Below are 23352 nucleotides of genomic sequence, written 5' to 3'. Positions count from 1 at the left end.
CACTCTTGTGAAGGTAATCATGACCGCACCCGCCACGACCGATTCGTACCGCATCGCCGACATGAGCCTGGCGGAGGCCGGTAGACACCAGTTACGGCTGGCCGAGGCGGAGATGCCCGGGCTGATGGCCTTGCGGGCGGAGTACCGTGGTCAGCGCCCGCTCGCCGGTGCTCGGATCGCCGGCTCGCTACACATGACGGTGCAGACGGCCGTGCTGATTGAAACCCTCGTGGACCTGGGCGCGCAGGTGCGCTGGGCGAGCTGCAATATTTTCTCCACCCAGGACGAGGCCGCCGCCGCCGTCGTGGTCGGGCCGACCGGCACCCCCGACGAGCCCGCCGGTGTGCCCGTGTTCGCCTGGAAGGGCGAGACTCTTGACGAGTACTGGTGGTGCGCCGAGCGCATCTTCGACTGGAGCGCCGAGGCCGCGGCGGCGGGTGCCGACTGGACCGGCCCCAACCTCATCCTTGATGATGGCGGCGATGCCACCCTGCTCGTGCACAACGGTGTGACCTTCGAGAGGGCAGGTGCTGTTCCGGATGCCGAGACGGCCGAGAACGAGGAGCATCGGATTGTGCTGGGCCTCCTCCGTGACAGCCTCGCGGCCGACCCCCAGCGCTGGAGCCGCGTTGCGGCCGAGATCCGCGGTGTGACGGAGGAGACCACCACGGGCGTCCACCGCCTCCACGAGCTCTGTCGTGCGGGCGAGCTGCTGTTTCCCGCGATCAATGTGAACGACTCGGTGACCAAGTCGAAGTTTGACAACAAATACGGCATCCGCCACTCGCTGCCTGATGGTCTCAACCGCGCCACCGACGTCCTCATCGGCGGCAAGGTGGCCCTCGTGGTCGGTTACGGTGACGTCGGCAAAGGGGCGGCCGAGGCCCTGGCCGGTCAGGGCGCGCGCGTGATCGTGACCGAGGTGGACCCCATCTGCGCGCTACAGGCCGCGATGGATGGCTTCCAGGTGGCCACGATTGAGGAGGTGGTGGGCCAGGTCGATATTTTCGTTACCTGCACGGGTAACAAGAACGTCATCACGGTCGATCATATGCGGGGGATGAAGCACCTCGCGGTCGTCGCTAATGTGGGCCACTTTGACAACGAGATCGACATGGCCGGGCTGGAGAGCTTGGCCGGAGCCGAGTCCGTCCTCATCAAGCCCCAGGTGCACGAGTGGCGGCTGCCTACGGGCCGCTCCATTCTTGTGCTCAGCGAGGGTCGTCTGATGAACCTGGGCAACGCGACGGGTCATCCGAGCTTTGTGATGAGTAACTCTTTCACCAACCAGGTGCTCGCGCAGCTTGAGCTGTACCTGCGCCTCGACAGCTACCCGGTGGGCGTCCACGTGCTGCCCAAGCACCTTGACGAGAAGGTGGCCCGGCTACACCTGGACGCGCTTGGTGTGCGCCTGACCACCCTCACGCCCGAGCAGGCGGCCTACATCGGGGTGCCCGTTGAGGGGCCCTTCAAGGGTGAGAACTACCGCTACTGACAGCGCCCGCGTCCCGTGCTAGACCGGTGGTCGCCCCGTGAGCGTCGGTTCTAGCCGGGCGAGCCGGGCCGCCTCGCGGGCGAGCGCGGCGGTTTCGCGCTGTCGCCGGATGCTCATCACTGCCTGGAGCGCGGCCAGTGGCTCCCCGCCGGGGGCGGGTGATATGTAGGGGGATACCTCGACGGCCAGTCCCGCGGCCACGGTGGAACGCGCTTCCGGCAGCATCCGTGGTGCATTGGCGAGAAACTGCCCGATACGGCGGGCGAGGGGGTCAGGTAAGGGGGCGACATCTGCAACCTGTGCCCACCCGACGAGCTCGGGCGGCAGGAAGGCGGGCCGACTCGTCGGGTGTGGCACCCGCTCGTGCTGCGCGTAGGTGCCTGCCATCAGGTCACCGAGTCGTTTGGTGGTGGGGGAGAGTAGCCCGGTGAGCGCTGCGCCGCCGCCACCCGTGGCGTAGATCTCGGCAAACCCGACGAGCGCGCGGATGAAGGCGTGCCGAAACTGGATGGCCCCGCCATCGTCGCGTACGATGCGCACGCCGGTCGCGAGCTTGCCGAGTGATCGCCCCGTGGTCAGAAGCTCCACCAGGGTGGGCATCACAACAAGGCCGATCACAATGCAGCTGAGGACCGCCGTTCGGGCGAGGGCTTCGTCGGCGTCACTGGCGGCGAGTGCCAGCGAGGCGGCAAGGAGGAGTGCCCCGGTGAAGAGGAGGGTCACGAGCACGTCGATCATCAGACCGGCCCCGCGCAGGATAAACCCGGCGGGCCGGACGCTCAGAGCGACCGCCTCGCCCGTGATGAGGTCGTCGCTATAGGTACCGCTTGTGGTGCTCACTCGACTAGTATTCCAGCAGATGGATATAGATGCCTATGCTGATGCTCACCGGGCCGAGTGGGAGCGACTTGATGCGCTCACCCGCCAGCGGCATCTGAGCGGTCCCCACATTGACGAGTTCATTGATCGCTACCAATCCGCGGCAAGTCATCTTTCCGCGATCAGTACCGCAGCGGGGGATACTGCCGAGGGTACCGCACTCTCAGTGCGGCTCTCCCGAGCCCGGCTGCGCTTCACCGGCACCCGCAGCAACCCGTTGACGGCCCTCGCTCAGTTTGTTACCGTGCACCTTCCAGCCGCCCTCTATCGCACGCGCTGGTGGTCGCTTGCCGCAGGCCTCGCAGTGATCGTGGTGGGTGTTCTCACCGCTCTCTCAGTAACAAACGACCCGCGGATGCTCGCGGCCCTCGGCTCCGATGCGCAGCTTCAGCAGCTGGTTGACCACGATTTTGTCAACTACTACTCGGAGAATCCGGCTGCCTCGTTCGCCGGTCAGGTGTGGACCAATAATGCGTGGATTGCGGCGCAGTGCCTGGCTTTTGGCATCACCGGGTTGTTTGTTCCCGTGATGCTCTTACAGAACGGCGTGAATGTGGGTAGTTCCGCCGGTGTGATGTTTGCGTACGGCGAAGGGGATACCTTTTTTCTGTACATCCTGCCGCACGGTTTGCTCGAACTCACCTGTGTTTTTGTGGCTGCCGGTGCCGGTATGAAGCTGTTCTGGTCCTGGGTAGCTCCCGGGCCGCGCACCCGTTTGGTGTCGCTTGCCGCAGAGGGAAGGGCGCTCATCACTGTGGCCGTTGGCCTCGCGTTTTGGTTGTTTGTCTCCGGTATCGTGGAGGGTTTTGTGACTCCGCAGCCGTGGCCGTGGCCCGTCAAGATCGGAATTGGCCTGTGCGCGTTCGGTCTGTTTCTCGCCTACATGCTGGTGCTGGGTGGTCGGGCTGTGCGGGCCGGAGAGACGGGTGACCTCGACGAGTTCGAGGCGGGGGCCACCCAGCTCACGGCTGGGTAGAGCCACTCGCAAATTTCCGTGCGATGTACGCTTTATGCGCTGGCGGACCGTTCCACGTGGCACCCCCCGGTGGACGTAGACTGGCCGGATGAGCATGGGTGGTGGACGAGGTGGCGGCAGGCGGATCAGTTCCGCCGACGAGGATCTCCAACGTCGCCTCAATGCCGACGCCCCGCAGATCCCGCACCTGTCTCGACGCATCCGGGGGTTGTTTGCCGGATATCGCAACCCGCTCATCCTCATTGTCATCCTGGTGTTGTTCAGCGCGGCGCTCTCGGTGCTTCCCCCGCTGCTCACGCGGGCAGTATTTGACGATGCGCTGTTTAGTCCCGACGGACTCAATCTGTCCCTGCTCGTCCGGCTGACGGTCATGATGATTGCGCTCTTCGCCCTCACGGGTGGCTTGGGGGTGTGGCAGACCTATCTCACCGCTTCGGTGGGCAACAGTGTCATGGGTTCCCTGCGCACACGGATGTTTGAGCATCTGCAACGTATGGAGCTTAACTTTTTTACCCGAACGAAAACCGGCAGCATCCAATCGCGCCTGCAAAACGATGTGGGCGGTGTGGCCGGGGTACTCACCAACGCCGTATCCAATGTGCTGGGCAACACCGTTACGGTGATCGCGGCGGCCGTTGCTATGCTGCTACTGAGCTGGCAGATGACGATTGTGGCGTTCATCCTGATGCCCGTTCTGGTGCTTGCCCAGCGCCGCATCGGCCGGGTGCGGGCTCGAATCGCCTCGGCCACGGTGGAGTCGCTTGCCGAGATGTCGGCGATTACGCAGGAAACTCTGAGCGTCTCGGGGGTTCTGCTGGCCAAGAGTTTCAACCGTCAGCCCGCCGAGGTGGAGCGCTACCGTCAGGCCAACCGCGAGCAGGTGCGGTTGCAGGTGCGGCAGGCGATGAGTGGGCAGTGGTTCTTTGCCACCGTGAGTATTTTCCTGTCGAGCATCCCCGCGGTCGTGTACCTGTTGGCCGGTCTGATGATCGGCCAGGGCGTGGCCACGGTGACAGCCGGCACCATCGTGGCCTTCACCGCGGCGCAATCCCGGCTCATGTTCCCGCTTCTGGGCCTGATGCGCGTGGCTCTCGATGTGCAGACCTCCACCGCACTCTTTGCCCGCATCTTTGAGTATCTCGATATGACCCCGGCGATCCGTGACCGCCGCGGAGCCCAGCCGGTGCCCGAGCGCATTGGCAGTATCGAGTTGGATCGGGTGTCGTTTCAGTACCCGGATGCCGTGGCCGCGGCTGTCGCTGACCCCGACGCGATCCCGGCCCCCACCCTTAACGGTGTGAGCTTGCGCATTGAGGAGGGCCAGTTTGTGGCGTTTGTGGGGCCCTCTGGCTCGGGGAAGACCACCCTCAGCTACCTCATCCCGCGGCTCTACGATGTGACCGACGGGGCCGTTCGAGTGTCCGGGATTGATGTGCGCGATCTGCAACACGAGTCGCTCGTCGCCCGCGTGGGCATCGTGAGTCAGGAGACCTACCTTTTCCACGACACCATCGCGCAGAACCTGCGCTACGCCAGGCCCGATGCCACCGATGAGGAACTGCGCGCGGCGGCGCGTGCGGCCAACATTCACGACACGATTGAGTCGTTCGCCGACGGCTATGACACCGTGGTGGGGGAGCGCGGCTACCGGCTCTCCGGCGGTGAAAAGCAGCGCGTGGCGATTGCGCGGGTGCTACTGAAAGACCCGGATATCCTGATCCTCGACGAGGCCACGAGCGCCCTAGATTCCACCTCGGAGCGGATCGTGCAGGATGCTCTGGATCAGGCATCCCGCGGGCGCACCACCATTTCGATTGCGCACCGCCTCTCTACCGTGCGCAATGCCGACTGCATCTACGTGGTGCGTGCCGGGCGTGTTGTGGAGCGCGGTACGCATACCGAGTTGATGGCGGCCGAGGGGCTGTACGCCGAACTGTACCGCGAGCGGGACGTGAGAGAGAGCGCATAATCGGTGCCGTACCACGTGTGGGGGTTATAGGACAAAAAGAGTGGATGAGATCTTGATCTAGCCCCGTGATCATGAGGCAGAACGGCGCTGGTCATACCCCGGCATGATTAGGAGTGCCAAACACCCCCAACTCCGGCAAATGTGCGGTATGCGATTCCAAGCTCGTGAAGAACGGGAGACATCGTTCTGGCACGCAGCGTTGGCGTTGCCCGAATTGCGGGGCTTCCGCGACCCGAAAACGTGCCGATCTCACACAGCGACATCAACTCCACGAGTTCCTGAGCTGGCTTGCCGGGAAGCACTCCCAGGCTGACCTCGGTGGCCCGTCTGCCGCGCGGCAGTTTCGACGCTCAACGAGGTGGTGTTGGGATATTGAACCCCGCCTGGGTCCCGTCACGACCGCGCACCACACGATCCTGGTCGACGGCATCTACATCGGTTCCTGGTGTCTACTCATCGCGGTCACGCAATCGTTGCAAGTGCTGGCGTGGCAATGGTGCGCGCGAGAATCAACTGCGGCGTGGCTGGCACTCCTGGAACGTCTCCCGGCACCAACGGTCGTGGTCTGTGACGGTGGCACCGGGATTGCGTCTGCGCTCCGCCAACAATGGCCCGCCACCCGGATACAACGCTGCATCTTCCACGTCCGCATGAACCTCCGCCGTCACCTCACCCTCAACCCGAAAACAGGCGCCGGCAAGCACCTCGCGCAGATCGGTCGCGCGCTTTCAGAAGTCACCACCATTCACGACGCGATCGAGTGGCAGAAACTCCTGAACGTGTGGTGGCAGGCATACGGACACCTCACGAAAGAACGCACCCGATACCGTGACGGAAACTGGGGATACACTCACGACCGGTTACGCAAAGCCTGGAATCTGCTCCACAGCCTCAACCGAAAAGGGGTCCTATTCACATACCTCGAACACGGAAATGCTCGAACCACGTCGCCACTCGAGGGCGGGATCAACAACGGCATTAGGACGGTATTGCGGAACCATCGCGGAATGAGCGAAGTACACATGAAACGAGCCGCGGAATGGTTCCTCACACTGAAAGAGATCCCCTCTGACCGCGCACACGAACTCATCCAACACACACCAGAACCCGCCCCAGACAACACCACCGAGCCAGCCGAACAAACAGACCAGCCACCGCTCTACGACACCGGCCTCGACGCCAGCGAAGGCCTCTGGGTACGCGCCGGATGGGCAGGCAGCGGATGACGCACCCGGGGCCATCCACTCTTTTTGTCCTATAAGCCACGTGTGGCCCACGGCGTTGACACGATTAAACCCCCGGCAGATGCTTTATGCATCTGCCGGGGGTTTGTGGTGGGCCCGGCGGGGCTCGAACCCGCGACCCGCGGATTAAAAGTCCGATGCTCTACCAACTGAGCTACAGGCCCGCCCGACTAACCTATCGTGAATTGGGGCCGAGTACTTAATCGTCCCTGGTAATGAGCTGGGGTACCCGCCCTCAATCGTGACATCCGGGCGGGGGCGCTCAATCGATGGTACCGTCGCTGTTCTGAACTATCCTGGCCGGGTACGACCCGCACGAGAGAAAATGGGGACATCCACCGAATGTCGGAAGAGTTTCATCGGCCCGTCCTGCGGCCCACCCACGAGTTTGACGATCACTGGGGTGCCGAAGACCCGGCCGTGCACTACACCCTGGCTCGCGATACGGCCTGGGCGCTGCTGGATCGGGTGCGCGGCAGTACTGACCGCGAGGGGGTAGCCCAGAACATTGTTGAGCGGATGCTGGTGGCCGACACGAACGGTGGCCTCGACGATATTGCGCAGCTGTGGTCTCAGGCGAGTGCTCGATCACTGCCCGGTGCGCTGTGGCGGTTGTACCTGGTTCGCGCTGTTGTGCGCAACGACCCCGAATCAACGGCCTATGCCTATCGTCGCGGTGCTGAGGCGCTCAGCACGATTGACCCCGTTGTGTCCGGTGCCGTCGCCCCCACCGGCCCGGAGGAAATATCCGCGCTGAGTGATCGGATACTCACGGGTGTGTTCAGCGGCGACCTCGGAATTGCGCTCGACCGCGCGGCTTCGTTCTGTCGGGTGTTGCGCTCGGGCTACATCGATCTGGCCACGGATGTCGAAGCAGGTGAGCCCGAGCGGGCACAGGTTCTCACCACGCGTGGACTGCGTTACTCGCAGTTTGCCGACGACTTTCGCTCGGTGGCCTCACTCTGGCGGTCTGGCTCGCTCGATTAGATGAGTCGGTTAGTCGCCGTGACCGTAGGGCCCGTGCTGCGGTCCAACGAGTGCGGTAAGCTACTTTTTGCCGGATCACAGTAACCCCGGGCTCCAAAAATTGCCGCTTCGAGCGGCCTTCCGCCGAGAGGCGTTTCTGTGGTCCGGCACTCGCGCTTGTTAACGGGGAAGGCCCGCCCCTGGGGGCAGGCCTTCCCTCGTTTGGTGGCGCACTATCCGAATCGGCCCGACACGTAGTCCTCGGTGGCCTGCACCGAGGGTGAGGAGAAGATCGTGGTGGTGTCGTCGTACTCGATCAGCTTGCCCGGTTTGCCCGTGCCCGCGATGTTGAAGAACGCCGTGCGGTCAGAGACGCGCGAGGCCTGCTGCATATTGTGGGTGACGATCACAATCGTGTAGTCCTTCTTGAGGTTCTCGATCAGGTCCTCAATGGCGAGGGTGGAGATCGGGTCGAGGGCTGAACACGGCTCGTCCATCAACAGCACGTCGGGGGACACCGCGATTGCTCGTGCAATGCACAGGCGCTGCTGCTGGCCACCCGAGAGACCCGACCCGGGCTTGTCGAGGCGATCCTTGACCTCGTTCCAGAGGTTGGCTCCACCGAGGGAGCGCTCCACCAGCTCCTCCGCATCTGATTTGGAGATCTTGCGGTTGTTGAGTCGCACCCCGGCGAGCACGTTCTCTCGGATAGACATCGTGGGGAAAGGGTTGGGGCGTTGGAAAACCATGCCCACCTGGCGTCGCACGAGCACCGGGTCAACCCCGTTGGCGTAGAGGTTATTGCCGTCTACCAGCACCTCACCTTCCACACGAGCACCCGGAATCACCTCATGCATCCGGTTGAGCGTGCGCAGAAGTGTGGACTTGCCGCAACCGCTCGGGCCGATGAACGCTGTCACACTGCGCGGGTTGATCGTGAGGTTTACCTCCTCGACCGCCAGGAAGGAGGAGTAGTACACATTGAGGTTAGAGACTTCGATTCGTTTTGACACGGTTGTCCTTCGTGGTGGCGACTAGCGGCTGAGCTTGGGTGAGAAGACGCGGGCGATGATGCGGGCTCCGAGGTTGAGGAGCATCACGATCAGGATGAGCGTGAGCGCCCCGGCCCAGGCGCGGTCGAGGTAAGCGCCCACATCTGTCCCGGGGTTGGCGTAGGAGTTGTAGACGAAGACCGGCAGCGTCATCACGGGCCCGTTGAACATGTTGTAGTTCATGCTCGTGGTGAAGCCGGCGATGATGAGCAGGGGAGCGGTTTCCCCGATGACGCGCGAGATCGAGATCATCACGCCCGTCGTGATGCCGGCAATGGCGGTGGGGATGACTACTTTTGAGATGGTCAACCACTTGGGCACGCCGAGCGCAAAGCTTGCCTCGCGTAGCTCGTTGGGCACGAGTTTGAGCATTTCCTCGGAGGAGCGCACGACCACGGGGATCATCAGGACCGAGAGCGCCACCGCCCCGCCAAACCCCATCCGTACGCCCGGGCCGAAGAACATCGCAAACAGGGCAAAAGCGAAGAGACCGGCGACAATGGACGGGATTCCCGTCATCACATCGATAAAGAAGGTGATTGCCCGCGCGAGCCAGCCGCGACCGTACTCCACGAGATAGATGGCGGTGAAGAGGCCTACCGGCACAGAGATGAGCGTGGCCAGCCCCGTGATCTGTAGCGTACCCAGGATGGCGTGCACGGCCCCGCCGCCTTCACCGGTCACATTGCGCATTGAGTAGCTGAAGAACTCGGAGTCCATCCGGGCGAGGCCGCCGGCAATCACGGTCCATAGCAGCGAGACAAGTGGGAAAAGTGCCAGAATAAACGCACTCGTGATGAGCGTGGTCATCAGCCGATCAACCGCACGCCGGTGGCCCTCTGCGAGCCAGGCAAACGTGAAGATGAGCACCGCGTAGAGCACGGCTCCCACCAGCAGGATGCCGAAGAGATTGAGCTCGTCACTCTTCTCCGACAGCATGACGAGGGCAAAGAGTATCGCGGAGACAGCCATGCTGGTGACCAGGAGTGCCCACGGAGCCCAGCGGGGCAGCCGCCCCGCCGTCAGTGGGTTGGCGCGGGGGCGGGAGAGTGTTGCCGTTGTCATGAGTTTGCCCCTGAGAAGGCCTTGCGGCGGTTGACAATGATGCGGGCCACCGAGTTGACCAGCAGGGTGATGACAAAGAGCACCAGCCCGGTGGCGATGAGTGCGTTGACGTTGACGCCAAACGCCTCGGGAAAGTTGAGCGCAATATTGGCCGCGATCGTGGTGGGGTTGCTAGAGGTGAGCAGAGCAAAGCTGATCACGGTCGCGGGTGAGAGCACCATTGCCACAGCCATGGTCTCGCCGAGCGCACGGCCGAGGCCGAGCATTGAGGCCGAGACGATCCCGGCCCGGCCAAACGGCAGCACCGCTACCCGCACCATCTCCCAGCGTGTCGCCCCGAGGGCAAGCGCGGCCTCCTCATGCAGGCGAGGGGTCTGGAGAAATACTTCGCGGCAGAGTGCCGTGATGATCGGCAGAATCATGACCGCGAGCACGATAGCGACGGTCAGGATGGTACGTCCGGTTCCGGAGGCTTGGCCACTAAACAGCGGAAACCAGCCCATATTTTCGGTCAGCCACGCGTAGACGGGCTGTACACCCGGCGCGAGCACTTTGATGCCCCACAGGCCGAAGACCACGGAGGGCACGGCGGCGAGCAGGTCGATCACATAGCCGAGGCCCTGGGCGAGTTTGCGGGGCGCGTAGTGCGAAATGAAGAGGGCGATACCAATCGCCACGGGCAGGGCGAAAAGCAGAGCGAGGGCGGCGGCCCACACGGTCCCAAACGCGAGCGGGGCCACATAGACCCAGAAACTTGTGGGGGCACCCTTCAACTCGGCGGGATCAACGGTGAGCGCAGGGATGCTCTGGGCCACCAGGAAGATCGCCACAGCCGCGAGGGTGACGAGGATCAAGATACCCGCGGTGCGCGACGTGCCCGAGTACAGCAGATCCCCCAGGCGGCGCAGGGGTCGTCGGGGGGTGCCGGTGGTGGTCGGTGGTTCTTGGGTTCGCGGCTGATGGTCCTGCGGCGGAGTCTCTGCCGAGCGGGGAGTATCGCGCAGGCTGTCCTGTCCGGTGTCCTGCACGCTGGTGTCGCTCATGGACGGTGCTGCCTTTCTGCCCGCGCTCGCGGTTCTCTGTCGCTGGTGGTGGATGATGAACAACGACCGGGGTGTGTGCTGCATCACCGCACACACCCCGGTTGAGTCTTACTTGATGGTGCCGATGGCGGCGGTCACCTTCTCGGAAAGCGAGTCGGAGATGGGTGCCGATCCGGCCTTGTCAGCCGCTTCTTTCTGGCCCTCGGGGCTGGCGATAAAGTTCAGGTACGACGACACGATCGAGGCGGTGTTGGGGTCTGAGTACTCCTGGCAGGCGATGATGTAGCTCACCAGCACGAGCGGGTAGGTGTTGGCCTCGGTCGTGGTGCGGTCAATCGTGATCGCGAGGTCGTTCTCACCGCGACCTTCGGCCAAGGGTGAAGCGTCAACGACTGCTGCAGCAGCTTCGGGTGAAAAAGCGACGAATTTGTCTCCCACCTTGATCTCGGCCACATTCAGGTTACGGGGCTCGGCGGCGGAGGCGTCAGCGTAGCCAATCGTGTTGGTTCCGTTCGCCACGGCATCCGCAACCCCGGAGGTTCCCTTAGCCGCTTCGCCACCCGTGTAGGGGAAAGCGTCGGCGGGCTCAGCGTCCCAGATTTTGGGGACGTTCTGGAAAAGGTAGTCGCTGAAGTTTTTGGTGGTGCCCGAGTCATCCGAGCGGTTGACCCGCGTGATGTTGGCGCTCGGCAGAGTTGCGTCCGGGTTGAGTGCCGCGATGGCCGGGTCGTTCCAGGTGCTGATGTCTCCCTTGAAGATCTTGGCGAGTGTGGCTGCGTCAAGCTTGAGGTTGTCCACGCCGTCCACGTTATAGATCACGGCGATTGGCGAGATGTAGACGGGGAGGTCAATTGCTGTGCTGTCGGCCGCGCATGAGCCGAAGGAGCCAGCCAACTCCTCATCGTTCAGGGCGGAGTCTGAGCCGGCAAAGGCGACACCACCGGCGATGAATGCCTTACGGCCAGCACCGGAACCGTCCGGTGAGTAGTTGATCGTCACGTCGGCGTTTGCGGTCTGGAACGAGGCAATCCAGGCCTCCTGGGCGCTGCCCTGAGAAGACGCTCCGATGCCGGCAATGGTGCCGCTGAGTGCCGCCCCGTCGCTGGTGGAGGTGGTTCCGCCGGACTCGTTGGCGGCACAGGAGGTAAGGGCGAGAGTGGTGATAGCGGCCAGCGCGACCGCCGTGCTCGTGGTTGAGAATCTCACGTACAGTGTCCGTTCTATTGCGTAAGTGGTGCTGTGAAGAACCCTCCGGTTCGTTCTGAACACTAGGCACCGCCGGTGACGAGTCTCCCCCCTGAGAGTGAACGGATGGTTAACGCTGGGCGGATTTTCCGCATTAAAGATGGTGCTACCGTGTTGCTTGTACTGACGGGCTGTATGTCTGCTAAATGATCGGGTCATGCGTCACGATCCGGGCAGCATCTCGTCTTGTATACGTGTACGACCATTTATTTTTGGGAAAATTCGTTTCGCCTCTCACGGGATTGGGATGCGGTGCGCAAGTTAGGTAGGGCACATGACGTCATCGTCGTGGACACAAAAATCCACAGTAAAACATTGGTTACGCAGCGTGGCGCTAGCAGTAGTAACGCTGCTGGCCGCGAGCGTGCTTCTCGTCACGGGAGCCGGAGCAGCCACCGCGGCTATCGGCGACTACACGGTTGAGATCGAGGCACCAGCCTCGGTCGCCGTCCGGCAGGGCTTCTCATACACCGTAACGGTGGATGCGGATGCTCAGGTCGGCTCTCCGGCAACGGGCATCGTGCTCACCGCCCAACTCGCCCCGGGCCTGGCCTTCGAGGCCGTACCCGTTGGCCCAGACTCGGCGGTGAAGTCGTATACGTACGATGCCACGACGGGAGTCGTCATCTTCACCCTGCGAGACCTGACCGAGAGTCTCAGCACATTCATTTTTACGGTCAAACCTGTCGAGCCCGAGAAGATGGATACCTCAACGGTGCTCACCACGACCCTGTCCGGTAGCGACGGTCCCGGCGGTGCGGTTGCTCCGGCCACGGCCAGTACCCGCATCACCGGAAACCTCAATTACTCGCCGGTGAAGTCCGCTGTGACCGTGGTCGGGAGTAACAACCGGGATGTCACCTACTACTTCAACGTGAGTACCGATACCCCGAGTGAGCAGTCCGACACGCTCACCTCGTGGGGCCAGCGTCTCACGGATACCCTGCCGGCCGGTGCAACGATCACGGACACCTATTCCAGCGTGGGCGGTGCCTGGACGGTTACCGGCAGTGCGGCGACAGGACAGACTGCCGTGTGGGAGCGCACGGGCACGCCGTACGGTCCGAGTCAGGCCCATCTGGATGATGTGGACCATCAACTCTGGATTACCGTGAACTTCCCTGAGGGCGCATTTGCCGCTGGGATAACTCCCCCCGCAAACGTTGTGGCGCTCGATGTTCGTGACTTCAGCGGAACCTGGCAGGCTCGGCCGACAGCAACCGCCTCCTCTCCGGCAATCATTCAGGGGGCCGACAAACGCCTCCACATGACAAAGCATGCATACGTTGACGGGAACAGCGATAACTACACCTACTACAACGGAGACTGGCTTCCCGCCTTCCGAGTTGCCGGGTCATTCTTGAACGATGTGGATTCCGAGGGTCTCGACCGTATCGTGCTGGAGGATTCTTCTGCCCAGAGTGCAGAAAATGCCGATTTTTATGCACAGAGCGATGTCTACCGTCTCCGGGTGGGCTTCAATTCCACGCTGATTCGGGCCGATATCCCGTATACGTTTGAGTACACCACAACCGCGAGTAGCGACTGGAAAACGTACGGTGCGGGCCTGACCACGGCACAGAGCCTGTTCCTGAACACGCAGACGAGCGGGTCAAACGGCTTCGTCTCGGAGGGGTACCGGCAGGTGCTGAATCTGGGCCGTGGCGAGCGCATCACGGGGTGGCGTGTCACTGTGTCGCCTGGAGCAACGGACGCGGCCATTCACCACAACTCCGAGGTGGAGGTCTTCACCAGCTATATCCCCATCAACAAGGGTGCCGCTGGCAGCTCTGTCACGCTCAAAAACACCGCTGTAACCTCGGGTGTGCTGGAGGGTGGAGCCGCCGTCACCACGGTGAACGACAGTGCTACCACAACTGTGGAGGACCAGGTTCCGATCATTACCACCATCGCGGCACCGGCTTCGTTGACGGTGGGCTCACCAGCCAACTACGTGGCAAACATCTCTAACCTGGACCCGGTTCGTTCCTTTGATAACTCGGTAATGAACGTGGTGCTCCCGGTCGGTGTGTTCTACGATCCCACGGTGGGAGTGTCTCGGGTGTCACCGACAACGGTGACCTCAAACATTCCTGTTCCCGCCCCCGGGAACGGCCTGACGATTACCACGAACACGGTCACCGCAGCGGATGGCGATCATCAGGTCGTGGTCTTCACCTTTGACACGCTGGAATCCATCCGCTTGGCCGGTTCGCCCAAGAACCGCTACGAGGGTCTGGGCTTCCAGTACAACGTTCCTGTGACGGTGCTGGCACAGGCCTATGCCTCGGGGGGAACGGGTGTGAACACGTATTCGGTGGCCTACACCAACGATGATGCTGTTAAAACGCTTCGGATGGGATACTGGCCCTCGTATTACGCGGCAGATAGCTTCGATCTGGACGCTAACCTCACACGCGTGGCTGTTGCCTCAGCGCAGTCCACGGTCGCAACTGCAGGTGGGCTGCTCATCGGTAAAGTTGTCCGCAGTGATGCGTCGCGGCCCTGGTCAACATTTGCCTCCGTTGCCTCTCCCGGTACGGCTGACTGGCAGGTGTACGTGAAGAACGTCTTGACTGACCCGGTGAGCGACCTGGTGGTCTTTGACAGGATGCCCTTCGACGGTGACACGCGTAACTCTGATTTTGGGGTAACGCTCACCTCGCCGGTTACGGGCGCTCCCGCCGGTTCGACGGTCGAGTACTCCGTTGATGCTACCTCGGCTGATACCGGAAGCTGGTCTACAACACCGACGGGTGCCACGGCGTTCCGTGTTACAGTCCCGGAGCTGAACGTGGGTGCGGACTTCACCCTGGAGGTTCCGGCGACTGAGGTTCCTGCGGGAATTAGCTACCTCACCGAGGCCACCAACACGGTCGAGGCCCACGCGGTGTACCACAGTGCGCAGCGCTCGCTTTCCTCGAACCCGGCGCAGATTGCTGCGGATGCACACCCCGAGATGTCGGTGGTCAAGAAGACCAATGGCATCGACGTCTCAGCCGCCCCTGGAGCCGTTGTGGCTACGGGCAGCACGGTGGAATGGACCTACGCAGTCACCAACGACGGAGACGTCGCTCTCGACCAGATCACGGTTGAGGACGCCTTTGTTGATGGCTCCGGTGCGACGGGTACGCTTGTCCCCACGAGCACCGCGACCGGGCCGCTTCTACCCGGTCAGACCCGTACTTTCACGGCGAGTGCCCCGGCCATCGCCGGCCAGTACCATAACACTGCTACGGTCAACGCTGTCGCGGTGGATGACCTCGGTACTACTCTCGCCGCTCCCGTCGCACCCGCCCAGGATGAATCCTGGTACCTGGCGGGTACCTCCGGCCTAACCGTTGTCAAGACAACAAATGGCACGGATGTGGCGTCGGCCCCCGGACCCTTCCTCACCCCGGGTGATGAGGTCGCGTGGGAGTACACCGTTACTAACACGGGCACGTTGCCGCTGACGAACGTGGAGGTCGCCGATGTGGACAGCGCGGGAGACACCGTCTTCACCGAGACGATTGCATCCCTTGCGCCAGGCCAGTCGCAGGTTCTCTCCGCAACCGGAACCGCTCGGGAAGGGCAGTACCAGAACACCGTGACGGCTTCAGCCAGGGCGCCCCAGCAGGGGGCTGCAGATCTGATGGCTGCCGACGATTCGTTCTACTACGGCCTCGTTAAGGGAATCACCATTGCCAAGGATGTCTCGGTCTCGGCCGATGGCTCCTGGGGTGAGACGGTTAAAGTTGGCAGCGGTGATAGCGTCTATTGGCGGCTGAGTGTCACGAACACGGGTAACTATCCGCTGGTCAAGGTGGCGCTAGGCGATCCGGCGCTGGGCCACTACGCCACAATCCCGTTGATTAAGGCGGGCGAGACTGTTACGCGAATCATTCCGCAGGATGCCCTGTCCGAGGGCTATACGAATCTTGCGACCGTTACCGCGGCCGACCCCGCCAACCCCCGGGAGAACCTGACCGCTGAAGACGATGCCTCTGCGTCTCTCTTCACCGCTCCGGATGAATTGGTGATCACGGGTGCCGATGGTGGTATCGGGATGCTCGCTGGAATACTGCTCCTCGGGGGAGGGGCGCTGCTGGCAGCTCGCCGCCGCCGTCGCACGGTATAGTCCGCTCACACGATGACTGCCCCCGCAACCCTGGTTGTGCGGGGGCAGTCGCCGGTTAACGCGGGTTCCTCCGCCGGGTAGTGTTCCGGTTAACGAGTGGCTGGCCGGGCACCACGGGGTGCCCGGCCAGTTAGCGGTTCTGTGATGACGACTAAGACAGGAGCTTAGGGTACGTCTCGATGGAGAGGATGCCGGAGCTCGGGTGTTCCTGTGAGAGGTGGAAAACGGAGAACCCGGAGACCGGAAGATCCGTTGACTCGGTCAGATAGCCACCCGGGATGGTGCCGGTGGCCAGCACCAGCTCGCGCGCAATATCGGGCAACACGGGGCGGTGGCTGCACAGCACAACGTTCTTCCGCTGCCGCACCACCTTGCCGAGAACACCGCGCAGATTGCCTGTGCCCTCGTCCCAGGCGTCTTGGCTGAGGTCTTCCGTGGTTGCCACCTTCTTGCTCGTTAGCGTGGCCAGTGGGGCCGAGGTTTGCCGACAACGCACCGCGGTGCTGCTGAGGATTTTGGCCCGGCCAAACGCCGCGATAGTGGGGGCAATCGTGAGCGACTGCCCGCGGCCCAACCCGGTGAGCGGTCTCAGATGATCAACGGGAAACGCCTCGCCGCGGGGCTCCGCCTGAGCATGCCGCAGCAGCACCACAGAGAAGGTGTCGTGTGCCTGCCGTTCGACCAGGGCGAGGAAGACGTCGAAAATCTCCTTGTCCTGCTGATAGTCGAGGGCCGCGCGCACCTTCTTCAGGGGGGTCCAGATGAGGGCATCCACCTCTTTGTTGGGCATGAAGGTGGACCGTTGAACGGCCTCCTCCGAGACCTCGGCGGCCCAGTACTGCACAAACTTCTCGCGCCCCTTGGGGAGCGGGTAGTGGATACTGCCCAGGTTTGCGCCGAGAGACACGGCAAGTCCGGTCTCCTCCTCCACCTCGCGCACAGCCGTCATGGGCAGCGTCTCGCCCGGGTCAAGTTTTCCCTTCGGGAAGGAAATATCCTTGTGTTGGGTACGGTGGATGAGCAATATCATCAGCTCGTCGCCTACTCGACGCCAACACACGGCACCGGAGGCGTAGACGAGGTCCGTCATCGGGCTCCTGTTCTGCGGCGCGACATCGCCAGGGTCATTTGTCGATCTTGCATATCCTCGAGCGGGTGCCCGCTGGCATCGAGGTGGGTGCGAGTCCAGGTGGAGTCTGGCTCGAGAGTCCACCCAGCAGTTTTGTCGCTAAAGCATAGCGTGAACATGTCGAGAACCTGCTCCACGTGCTCGGGGTCGGTGAGCTTGACCAGTGCTTCCACGCGTCGGTCAAGATTGCGGTGCATCATATCCGCGCTGCCAATTAAGACGTCCGGATCTCCGCTGTTGTGGAAGGCAAAGATGCGCGAGTGTTCCAGGTATCGTCCAAGGATGGAGCGGATCCGGATGTTCTCGCTGTACCCGGGTTGCCCCGCCTTGATCCCGCAGATTCCGCGTACCCATACGTCAATGGGCACACCATCGCTACTCGCACGGTAGAGGGCGTCAATGATGACCTCGTCTACGATTGAGTTGACCTTGATCTTGATGCCGCTCGGGAGTCCGGCGCGTGCGTTGGCTGCCTCGGTCTCGATCCGGGCGAGTAGGCCGTTGCGCAGGTGGAGAGGGGCCACAAGTAGGCGCTTGTATTTCTTCTCGATCGCGTATCCCGAGAGCACGTTAAAGAGTTTGGTCAGGTCTTTGCCCACCGTTTCTGACGAGGTAAAGAGACCCAAATCTTCGTAGATGCGGCTGGTCTTGGGATTGTAGTTTCCCGTGCCCATATGGCTGTAGTGCTTAAGTACACCCTTCTCCTCGCGGATCACGTGCACCAGCTTGCAGTGGGTCTTCAGCCCCACAATGCCGTACACCACGTGCACGCCAGCCTTCTCTAGCTTGCGGGCCCACGAGATGTTGGCCTCTTCGTCGAAGCGGGCCTTAATCTCGACGAGGGCGAGCACCTGCTTGCCCGACTCGGCGGCTTTGATCAGTGCTGCCACGATGGGACTGTCACCCGAAGTGCGGTACAGGGTCTGCTTGATGGCGAGCACGTGCGGGTCAGCTGCGGCTTGCTCCAGGAAGGCTTGCACACTCGTCGTGAATGACTCGTAGGGGTGATGGGTGAGGACCTCGCGGCGGGAGACCGCCTTGAAGATATCGGCGCGCTCGTTGGGGTTTGAGGGCTTGAGCCACACATTGGTTGTGGGGACGTGGTTGGGATAGTGCAGTTCGGGCCGGTCGATTTTGGCCAGCACAAAGAGCGCACGCAGGTCGATGGGGGAAGGCAGCACATAAACTTCCTGCTCCGTGATGTCGAACTCGCGCAGTAGCAGCATCCGTGTTGTTTCGTCCATGTCCTCGCTGATTTCCAGGCGGATGGGCGGGCCAAAACGACGACGCAGCAGCTCCTTTTCCAAAGCCTGAATGAGGTTCTCGGTCTCGTCTTCCTCGATCTCGACATCCTCGTTGCGGGTCACGCGGAACACGTGGTGGTCGAGGACCTTCATCCCGGGGAAGAGTCCATCGAGATGGTTGGCGATCAGGTCTTCGAGCGCGATATAGCGCACGTAATCGAGGTCTTCGCGCGCATCCACCCGGATGAGGCGGGACATCATCTGCGGTACCTTGAGCCGCGCGAACTCTTCTTTGCCTGTCTTCGTGTTCTGTACCCGAATCGATAGGTTGAGGGAGAGGCCCGAAATGTAGGGGAAGGGGTGTGCCGGGTCTACGGCCAGTGGCATCAGGATGGGGTAGATATGTTGTGAGTAGTGCCGATAGAGGATCGTCTTATCTGCCTCATCCAGGCTGTCCCAGGTGACCACGTGGATGCCTGCCTCAACGAGTGCGGGGCCTACCAGATCCTGGTAGGCCGCGGCATGTCTGGCCTGCAATTCATGTGCTTTGACGGAGATGTCTGCCAGCACATCGTGTGGCGCACGGCCCACGTTTGTGGGGAGCGCCAATCCCGTGACAATACGGCGCTTCAACCCGGCGACGCGCACCATGAAGAACTCGTCAAGGTTGCTGGCAAAGATGGCCAGAAAGTTGGCCCGTTCGAGGACGGGTAGGTTGGGATCTTCGGCGAGCTCCAACACGCGCTGGTTAAAAGCTAACCAACTCATTTCCCGGTCAATATACCGGTCTGCGGGGAGCTCTGCCCAGGAGGGGCTTACACCAGGGACAACATCGACCGGGGCGGAGGCAGATAACTCATTCATAACACTATCTTGGCAGTATCTGGCCGAGGCGGCGGGCTTATTTGTTGCGACTACATAGCATTGCCGAGATTACGGTTGCTCGGGGTGGGCCTCTCTGCGGTACTGGACGCTCGTGGCCTCTGTTTCAAATCCTGAGCTGTGGTACAGGGCCAGCGCTGGCGTGTTATCACCCTCCACATACAGTGACACGCTCGGGATGCTTCGCTCGCGAAGCCGGTCAAACCCGCGTTGCAGCAGTAACCGACCCAGGCCGTGACCCGCTGCCTCCGGCGCGACACCGATGGCGTAGACCTCGCCGGAACGGCCCCCCGCTGGGGGAGCGCTTTCCCCGTGCCGCTCCGTGATCTTGAGCCAGTTGTATCCGACGAGGCGGTGATCAGGTCCGGTCAACACCAGGAAATCCTCCGGGTTAAACCAGGACTCGGCTTGGCGCTCGGCAAGGTCTTGGCGGGTCAGCTTGCCCTGTTCCGGGTGGTTGGAAAAGACGCGCGCATTGAGTTCCACCCAGGCGTCGTCGTCCATACCCGGCTGGAAGGGGCGCACCGTGTAGTCGGTGCTGGTGGGCGTCGCGCCTATTGTCCGGGGTACGGGCGCACTGAGTCTGAGCAGCGTTCGCACGGGCACAAAGCCATGCCGTCCGGCCAGTGCAGCCGATGCGGGGCTGTTGCCGTGCGCCCAGCAGAGCAGCGAGCCCCTGCGCTGGGCCAGCGCGTCGGCGAGGAGGGCTGTCCCCACGCCGCGCCGACGATGGGCCGGGTCAACAGTGAGCTCTAGTTCGTCTTCTCCTCGGAGCGCGGCACCGAGGAGATCGGCCGATGCGCTGCCGAGCGCCACGGTGAGCGAGCGGCGACCGGTTCGCCACTCCACCAGTCCCTGGTCGGAGAAGGGTGGGATGCCGTCGCCCGCGGTCACCCTCGAGATCAGGGCCGCGACTGGCCCGGCTAGCTCCCCGCCGGGGTCAGCGGGAGTCAGGTAAAACGGTACGTGTGCTGGTGCGGTCATTCTCATCCTCTGCCAGGTTAAAGCGGTAGCCGACGTTGCGGACGGTGCCAATCAGCTGTTCTAGGTCGCCCAGCTTGGCCCGCAGTCGTCGTACGTGAACATCCACAGTGCGGGTTCCGCCAAAGTAGTCGTAGCCCCACACTTCGCTGAGTAACTGTTCTCGGGTGAATACTCGTGCGGGGTGTGATGCGAAGAATCGGAGAAGTTCAAACTCTTTATAGGTGAGGTCGAGCGGCTTACCCCTGACCTTGGCTGAGTAATTGGCCTCGTCGATCGTGACTCCGGAGGCGTGGATACGCATGCTGGGGGGGTCCACCGCGGCCTGCTCGAGCGCCATCCGGAGGCGCGCCTCCGTCTCGGCAGGCCCCGCCGTGGCGATAATCACGTCTGTTGCGCCCCATCCGGCTCCGATGGCGGTGAACCCGCCCTCGCTGAGAATAACGATGACCGGTGTGGAGATCCCTGCCGACCGAAGGGAGGTACAGAGCGACTTTGCCCCGGCCAGGTCCCGGCGTGCGTCCACGAGGATGAGGTCGCTTTCGGGGGCACCGAGAAGATGGCTTGTGGTCAAGGGGATAAATCGCACCTGATGATTCAGGAGCCCAAGCGCTGGGAGGGCATCATGTTCGCCCGCACTGGTGAGGACAAGAAGCTGAGCCACACATCCTCCCGAGTCTTACTTCGTGGCAATACTACCCGTATTTTGTCCGCGGGTCAGGGGGATCATGTCAGAATGAGGACTATGGCAGAAGAACAGGCTGGCGGCGGCGAACACTCATCCTCGGGGGGAGAGGGCTCAGAGGTTGTTATTGACGGTAGTTACTGGCACCTGTCCCGGATGGTGATTGTGTGGGTTGTCGCAGCGCTCGCCTCAGCGGCTGTGAGCGTGTGGGTGAGTGACGGGCTTCGGTTTGAGTGGCTTCTCTTTGTCCTCGCCGGTGCCACCCTGTTGACGTTTGGCCTTCAGCTGGGCACCGCACAGAAGAGGGGCTTTATCGACCGCACAGCGTTGAGCGTTGCGGGTGCTTTTATCGTGGTTGCATTGTTCTCCGCCCTCGGCCCTCTCGTGGCATAGACTTGTGCCCATGAATCTTCTCGCTCTAGAACTTTTCTTTGTCGGTTTGTTGGGCCTGGCATCCCTGTCTATCGCATGGGTGGCCGGCATCGTCGTCTTTAAGCTCTTTAAGGGTCAGCGCTAGTTCATCTTCCGCACCGTTGCAGGCCCGTCCGTTGTAAGGAGCATCTCGTGATTGATATTCGTACGGATATTCCCGCAGAGCTGGGGCCGCTGTCCTGGCTGATCGGTGTCTGGGAAGGCTCGGGTGTCATTGACTACGTCATTGATGGTGAGCACGTCACCCAGGAGTTCGGACAGCGCATCAGTTTCAGCCATGACGGTTTGCCCTATCTCAACTACAGCGCCTACGCATGGACGACGGACCCGTTAACGGTCGGGGGCAGCGCTGCCCCCGAGAAACCCCTGATCAGTGAAACCGGATACTGGCGTCTGAGTCGGCCGCAGACAGAAAACGATCCCGGCCCGGGGATGTTGCCCGGTGCCGAACCCGCCGCTTTTTCCACCGTGGAATCGGTGGAATCATTGCGTGGCGGTGACGGCTTTCCGGTGGAGGTTTCGATCGTGCATCCCACGGGCGTGAGTGAGGTCTACCTGGGTGCGATCCAGGGCCCCCGGATTACCCTGGCTACGGACTACGTGATGCGTACCGCCGGCGCGAAAGAATACACCGCGGCTACACGCCTGTACGGACTGGTCGAGCAGCATCTGCTCTGGGCTTGGGATATCGCCGCACTGGGTCAACCGCTGGCGACCCACGCTTCCGCTCGACTGGCCCGGCGTGAGTGACGCGATGCCGAGCCCGTTTGTCACCCTCGCCGGTGCGGTGGTGGATCCTGAGGTTCCGGGTATCCCGGCCCACTACGGTGCTCCGCACCGTGAACAGCACGAACTGGCGGACGGCCGCTCCGTTGTCGATCTGGGTAATCGCGGTGTTATCACCATCACGGGCGTGGACCGTCTGACCTGGTTGGACTCGCTCACGAGTCAGCGGCTGAGTACTCTCACCCCCGGTGGCTCCGCCGAGACCCTGCTCCTCAGTCCGAACGGACGGATCGAGCACGACATTCGCGTGTTTGATGATGGTGAGACGACCTGGCTGCTTGTTGAGGGAGAGCAGACCGGACCGCTCGTTGATTTCCTCGACCGGATGCGGTTTATGCTGCGTGTCGAGGTGACTGATCGTTCCGCCGAGTGGGCCACCGTTGGTGCCCTTATGGGCGCGGCTGCCGACCGTTCGGATGCCCCGGGTGCGGAAGCCGTGCAGATCCTGACCCGGTACGCGGCGAGTCCGGCTGGTCATCCCCTGGTGTGGCACGATGCCTGGGCTCAACCGCCCGTCACCGGCTGGCAGTATGCCGCGGCAGTGTCTGGTCACGGCGACCCGCATCCGTCGAGTTCGTGGCGATACGTGGAGGTGCTTGTGCCCCGTGGTGAGGTGTCCGCACTGGTTACCGCCTTGCCCGCGGCCGGGGTGACCCCGGCTGGCTGGCTGGCGCTGGAGGCCCTGCGTGTGGAGGCCTGGCGCCCACGGCAGGCCACGGAAGTGGACGACCGCGCGATCCCGCACGAGTTTGACTGGATGCGCACCGCCGTGCACCTCGCCAAGGGGTGTTACCGTGGACAGGAAACGGTTGCCAAGGTGCACAACCTGGGCCATCCGCCGCGCCGACTGGTCATGCTCCACCTTGACGGCAGTGAATCGGTGCTCCCCCGCCACGGCGACCCTGTGTATGCGGGTAGCGGCAATGATCGCGTGCAGGTGGGTATTATCACCACTCCGGCTCGACACGGGGAGCTCGGTGGTATCGCGCTTGCCCTGCTTAAGCGCTCTGCCCCGGTGGATGCCGACCTCGTGGTGGTTGTGGGCGGCGGAGAAGCCGAGGTGGCGGCCGCGCAGAACGTGATTGTTCCGCCCGATGCCGGGTCGGTAGCCCACGTGCCTCGGCTGCCACGCTTGGGGGAGCGTCGCGCTGAACGCTAG

At 62.6% G+C, this 23352-nt stretch carries 18 protein-coding genes and 1 tRNA gene; 9 read left to right on the top strand and 10 right to left on the bottom strand.

Annotated features, from left to right (window positions below; genetic code table 11):
* Window positions 1-19: 19 nt before the first annotated feature.
* Complete coding sequence (ahcY, locus tag FB466_RS07945) at window positions 20-1495, top strand: adenosylhomocysteinase (RefSeq protein WP_141917427.1); 1476 nt, start codon at window positions 20-22, stop codon at window positions 1493-1495.
* Window positions 1496-1513: 18 nt separating this feature from the next.
* Here ahcY and FB466_RS07940 read toward each other — a convergent pair whose 3' ends face one another.
* Entirely contained in the window at window positions 1514-2335 is an 822-nt protein-coding gene (locus FB466_RS07940) for an RDD family protein (protein ID WP_246054583.1), read from the bottom strand.
* Window positions 2336-2354: 19 nt separating this feature from the next.
* Here FB466_RS07940 and FB466_RS07935 point away from each other — a divergent pair, with 19 nt between their 5' ends.
* The 3 genes from FB466_RS07935 to FB466_RS07925 all read left to right on the top strand — a co-directional run bounded on the left by FB466_RS07935 (window position 2355) and on the right by FB466_RS07925 (window position 6545).
* Entirely contained in the window at window positions 2355-3350 is a 996-nt protein-coding gene (locus FB466_RS07935; protein ID WP_141917425.1) for a stage II sporulation protein M, read from the top strand.
* 94 nt (window positions 3351-3444) lie between these two features.
* On the top strand, window positions 3445-5319 hold the full coding sequence (locus tag FB466_RS07930; RefSeq protein WP_211344799.1) for an ABC transporter ATP-binding protein: 1875 nt from the start codon (window positions 3445-3447) through the stop codon (window positions 5317-5319).
* A 113-nt stretch (window positions 5320-5432) separates the two neighbouring features.
* Entirely contained in the window at window positions 5433-6545 is a 1113-nt protein-coding gene (locus FB466_RS07925) for an IS1249 family transposase (protein ID WP_141916551.1), read from the top strand.
* A 106-nt stretch (window positions 6546-6651) separates the two neighbouring features.
* Here FB466_RS07925 and FB466_RS07920 read toward each other — a convergent pair.
* Window positions 6652-6727, bottom strand: a tRNA-Lys gene (locus tag FB466_RS07920).
* 178 nt (window positions 6728-6905) lie between these two features.
* Between FB466_RS07920 and FB466_RS07915 the strand changes: the two genes are divergently transcribed.
* The gene (locus FB466_RS07915; RefSeq protein WP_141917422.1) at window positions 6906-7550 is read left to right on the top strand and encodes a DNA-directed RNA polymerase subunit beta; all 645 of its coding nucleotides are present in this window, start codon (window positions 6906-6908) and stop codon (window positions 7548-7550) included.
* Window positions 7551-7762: 212 nt separating this feature from the next.
* On the opposite strand, the gene pstB is transcribed toward FB466_RS07915, so the two are convergent.
* From pstB to pstS, 4 genes are all read right to left on the bottom strand, one after another.
* The gene (gene pstB / locus FB466_RS07910; RefSeq protein WP_141917420.1) at window positions 7763-8542 is read right to left on the bottom strand and encodes a phosphate ABC transporter ATP-binding protein PstB; all 780 of its coding nucleotides are present in this window, start codon (window positions 8540-8542) and stop codon (window positions 7763-7765) included.
* A 21-nt stretch (window positions 8543-8563) separates the two neighbouring features.
* Window positions 8564-9646, bottom strand: a complete 1083-nt coding sequence (gene pstA, locus FB466_RS07905) for a phosphate ABC transporter permease PstA (RefSeq protein WP_141917419.1) — start codon at window positions 9644-9646, stop codon at window positions 8564-8566.
* A complete protein-coding gene (gene pstC / locus FB466_RS07900; RefSeq protein ID WP_141917417.1) occupies window positions 9643-10689 on the bottom strand; it encodes a phosphate ABC transporter permease subunit PstC in 1047 nt (348 codons plus the stop codon). The genes pstA and pstC overlap by 4 nt, the downstream gene beginning before the upstream one ends.
* A 108-nt stretch (window positions 10690-10797) precedes the next feature.
* Entirely contained in the window at window positions 10798-11895 is a 1098-nt protein-coding gene (gene pstS / locus FB466_RS07895; protein WP_141917415.1) for a phosphate ABC transporter substrate-binding protein PstS, read from the bottom strand.
* A gap of 367 nt (window positions 11896-12262) precedes the next feature.
* Between pstS and FB466_RS07890 the strand changes: the two genes are divergently transcribed.
* Window positions 12263-16054 carry a DUF7507 domain-containing protein gene (locus FB466_RS07890; RefSeq protein ID WP_170206070.1) on the top strand — a complete coding sequence of 1264 codons (3792 nt, stop codon included), beginning with the start codon at window positions 12263-12265 and terminating at the stop codon, window positions 16052-16054.
* Window positions 16055-16205: 151 nt separating this feature from the next.
* Here FB466_RS07890 and FB466_RS07885 read toward each other — a convergent pair whose 3' ends face one another.
* From FB466_RS07885 to FB466_RS07870, 4 genes are all read right to left on the bottom strand, one after another.
* A complete protein-coding gene (locus FB466_RS07885) occupies window positions 16206-17144 on the bottom strand; it encodes an NUDIX hydrolase (RefSeq protein ID WP_141917412.1) in 939 nt (312 codons plus the stop codon).
* Window positions 17141-19291, bottom strand: a complete 2151-nt coding sequence (locus FB466_RS07880; RefSeq protein WP_141917410.1) for an RNA degradosome polyphosphate kinase — start codon at window positions 19289-19291, stop codon at window positions 17141-17143. Before FB466_RS07880 ends, FB466_RS07885 begins: the two co-directional genes overlap by 4 nt.
* 69 nt (window positions 19292-19360) lie before the next feature.
* Entirely contained in the window at window positions 19361-20293 is a 933-nt protein-coding gene (mshD, locus tag FB466_RS07875) for a mycothiol synthase (protein WP_170206069.1), read from the bottom strand.
* Window positions 20250-20954 (bottom strand): winged helix-turn-helix transcriptional regulator, encoded by a 705-nt coding sequence (locus FB466_RS07870; RefSeq protein WP_141917407.1) that lies wholly within the window; start codon window positions 20952-20954, stop codon window positions 20250-20252. Before FB466_RS07870 ends, mshD begins: the two co-directional genes overlap by 44 nt.
* Before the next feature lie 81 nt (window positions 20955-21035).
* On the opposite strand from FB466_RS07870, the gene FB466_RS07865 reads away from it, so the two are divergent.
* The 3 genes from FB466_RS07865 (at window position 21036) to ygfZ (ending at window position 23352) form a co-directional block, all read left to right on the top strand.
* Window positions 21036-21368, top strand: coding sequence for a hypothetical protein (locus FB466_RS07865; RefSeq protein WP_141917405.1), 333 nt, complete (start codon window positions 21036-21038; stop codon window positions 21366-21368).
* A gap of 171 nt (window positions 21369-21539) precedes the next feature.
* Window positions 21540-22157, top strand: coding sequence for a heme-binding beta-barrel domain-containing protein (locus tag FB466_RS07860; RefSeq protein WP_141917404.1), 618 nt, complete (start codon window positions 21540-21542; stop codon window positions 22155-22157).
* Complete coding sequence (gene ygfZ, locus FB466_RS07855) at window positions 22150-23352, top strand: CAF17-like 4Fe-4S cluster assembly/insertion protein YgfZ (protein WP_425460901.1); 1203 nt, start codon at window positions 22150-22152, stop codon at window positions 23350-23352. The genes FB466_RS07860 and ygfZ overlap by 8 nt, the downstream gene beginning before the upstream one ends.

Source organism: Klugiella xanthotipulae, from assembly GCF_006716695.1.
Taxonomy (GTDB): Bacteria; Actinomycetota; Actinomycetes; order Actinomycetales; family Microbacteriaceae; genus Klugiella; species Klugiella xanthotipulae.
This window is presented reverse-complemented; position numbering and strand designations above follow the sequence as displayed.

Excerpts from the sequence above, each read along its gene's own strand:
- ahcY (WP_141917427.1), top strand. The coding sequence starts at position 20 with ATGACCGCACCCGCCACGACCGATTCGTACCGCATCGCCGACATGAGC.
- FB466_RS07935 (WP_141917425.1), top strand. The coding sequence starts at position 2,355 with ATGGATATAGATGCCTATGCTGATGCTCACCGGGCCGAGTGGGAGCGA.
- FB466_RS07930 (WP_211344799.1), top strand. The coding sequence starts at position 3,445 with ATGGGTGGTGGACGAGGTGGCGGCAGGCGGATCAGTTCCGCCGACGAG.
- FB466_RS07915 (WP_141917422.1), top strand. The coding sequence starts at position 6,906 with ATGTCGGAAGAGTTTCATCGGCCCGTCCTGCGGCCCACCCACGAGTTT.
- pstA (WP_141917419.1), bottom strand. The coding sequence starts at position 9,646 with ATGACAACGGCAACACTCTCCCGCCCCCGCGCCAACCCACTGACGGCG.
- pstC (WP_141917417.1), bottom strand. The coding sequence starts at position 10,689 with ATGAGCGACACCAGCGTGCAGGACACCGGACAGGACAGCCTGCGCGAT.
- FB466_RS07885 (WP_141917412.1), bottom strand. The coding sequence starts at position 17,144 with ATGACGGACCTCGTCTACGCCTCCGGTGCCGTGTGTTGGCGTCGAGTA.
- FB466_RS07880 (WP_141917410.1), bottom strand. The coding sequence starts at position 19,291 with ATGAATGAGTTATCTGCCTCCGCCCCGGTCGATGTTGTCCCTGGTGTA.
- mshD (WP_170206069.1), bottom strand. The coding sequence starts at position 20,293 with ATGACCGCACCAGCACACGTACCGTTTTACCTGACTCCCGCTGACCCC.
- FB466_RS07865 (WP_141917405.1), top strand. The coding sequence starts at position 21,036 with ATGGCAGAAGAACAGGCTGGCGGCGGCGAACACTCATCCTCGGGGGGA.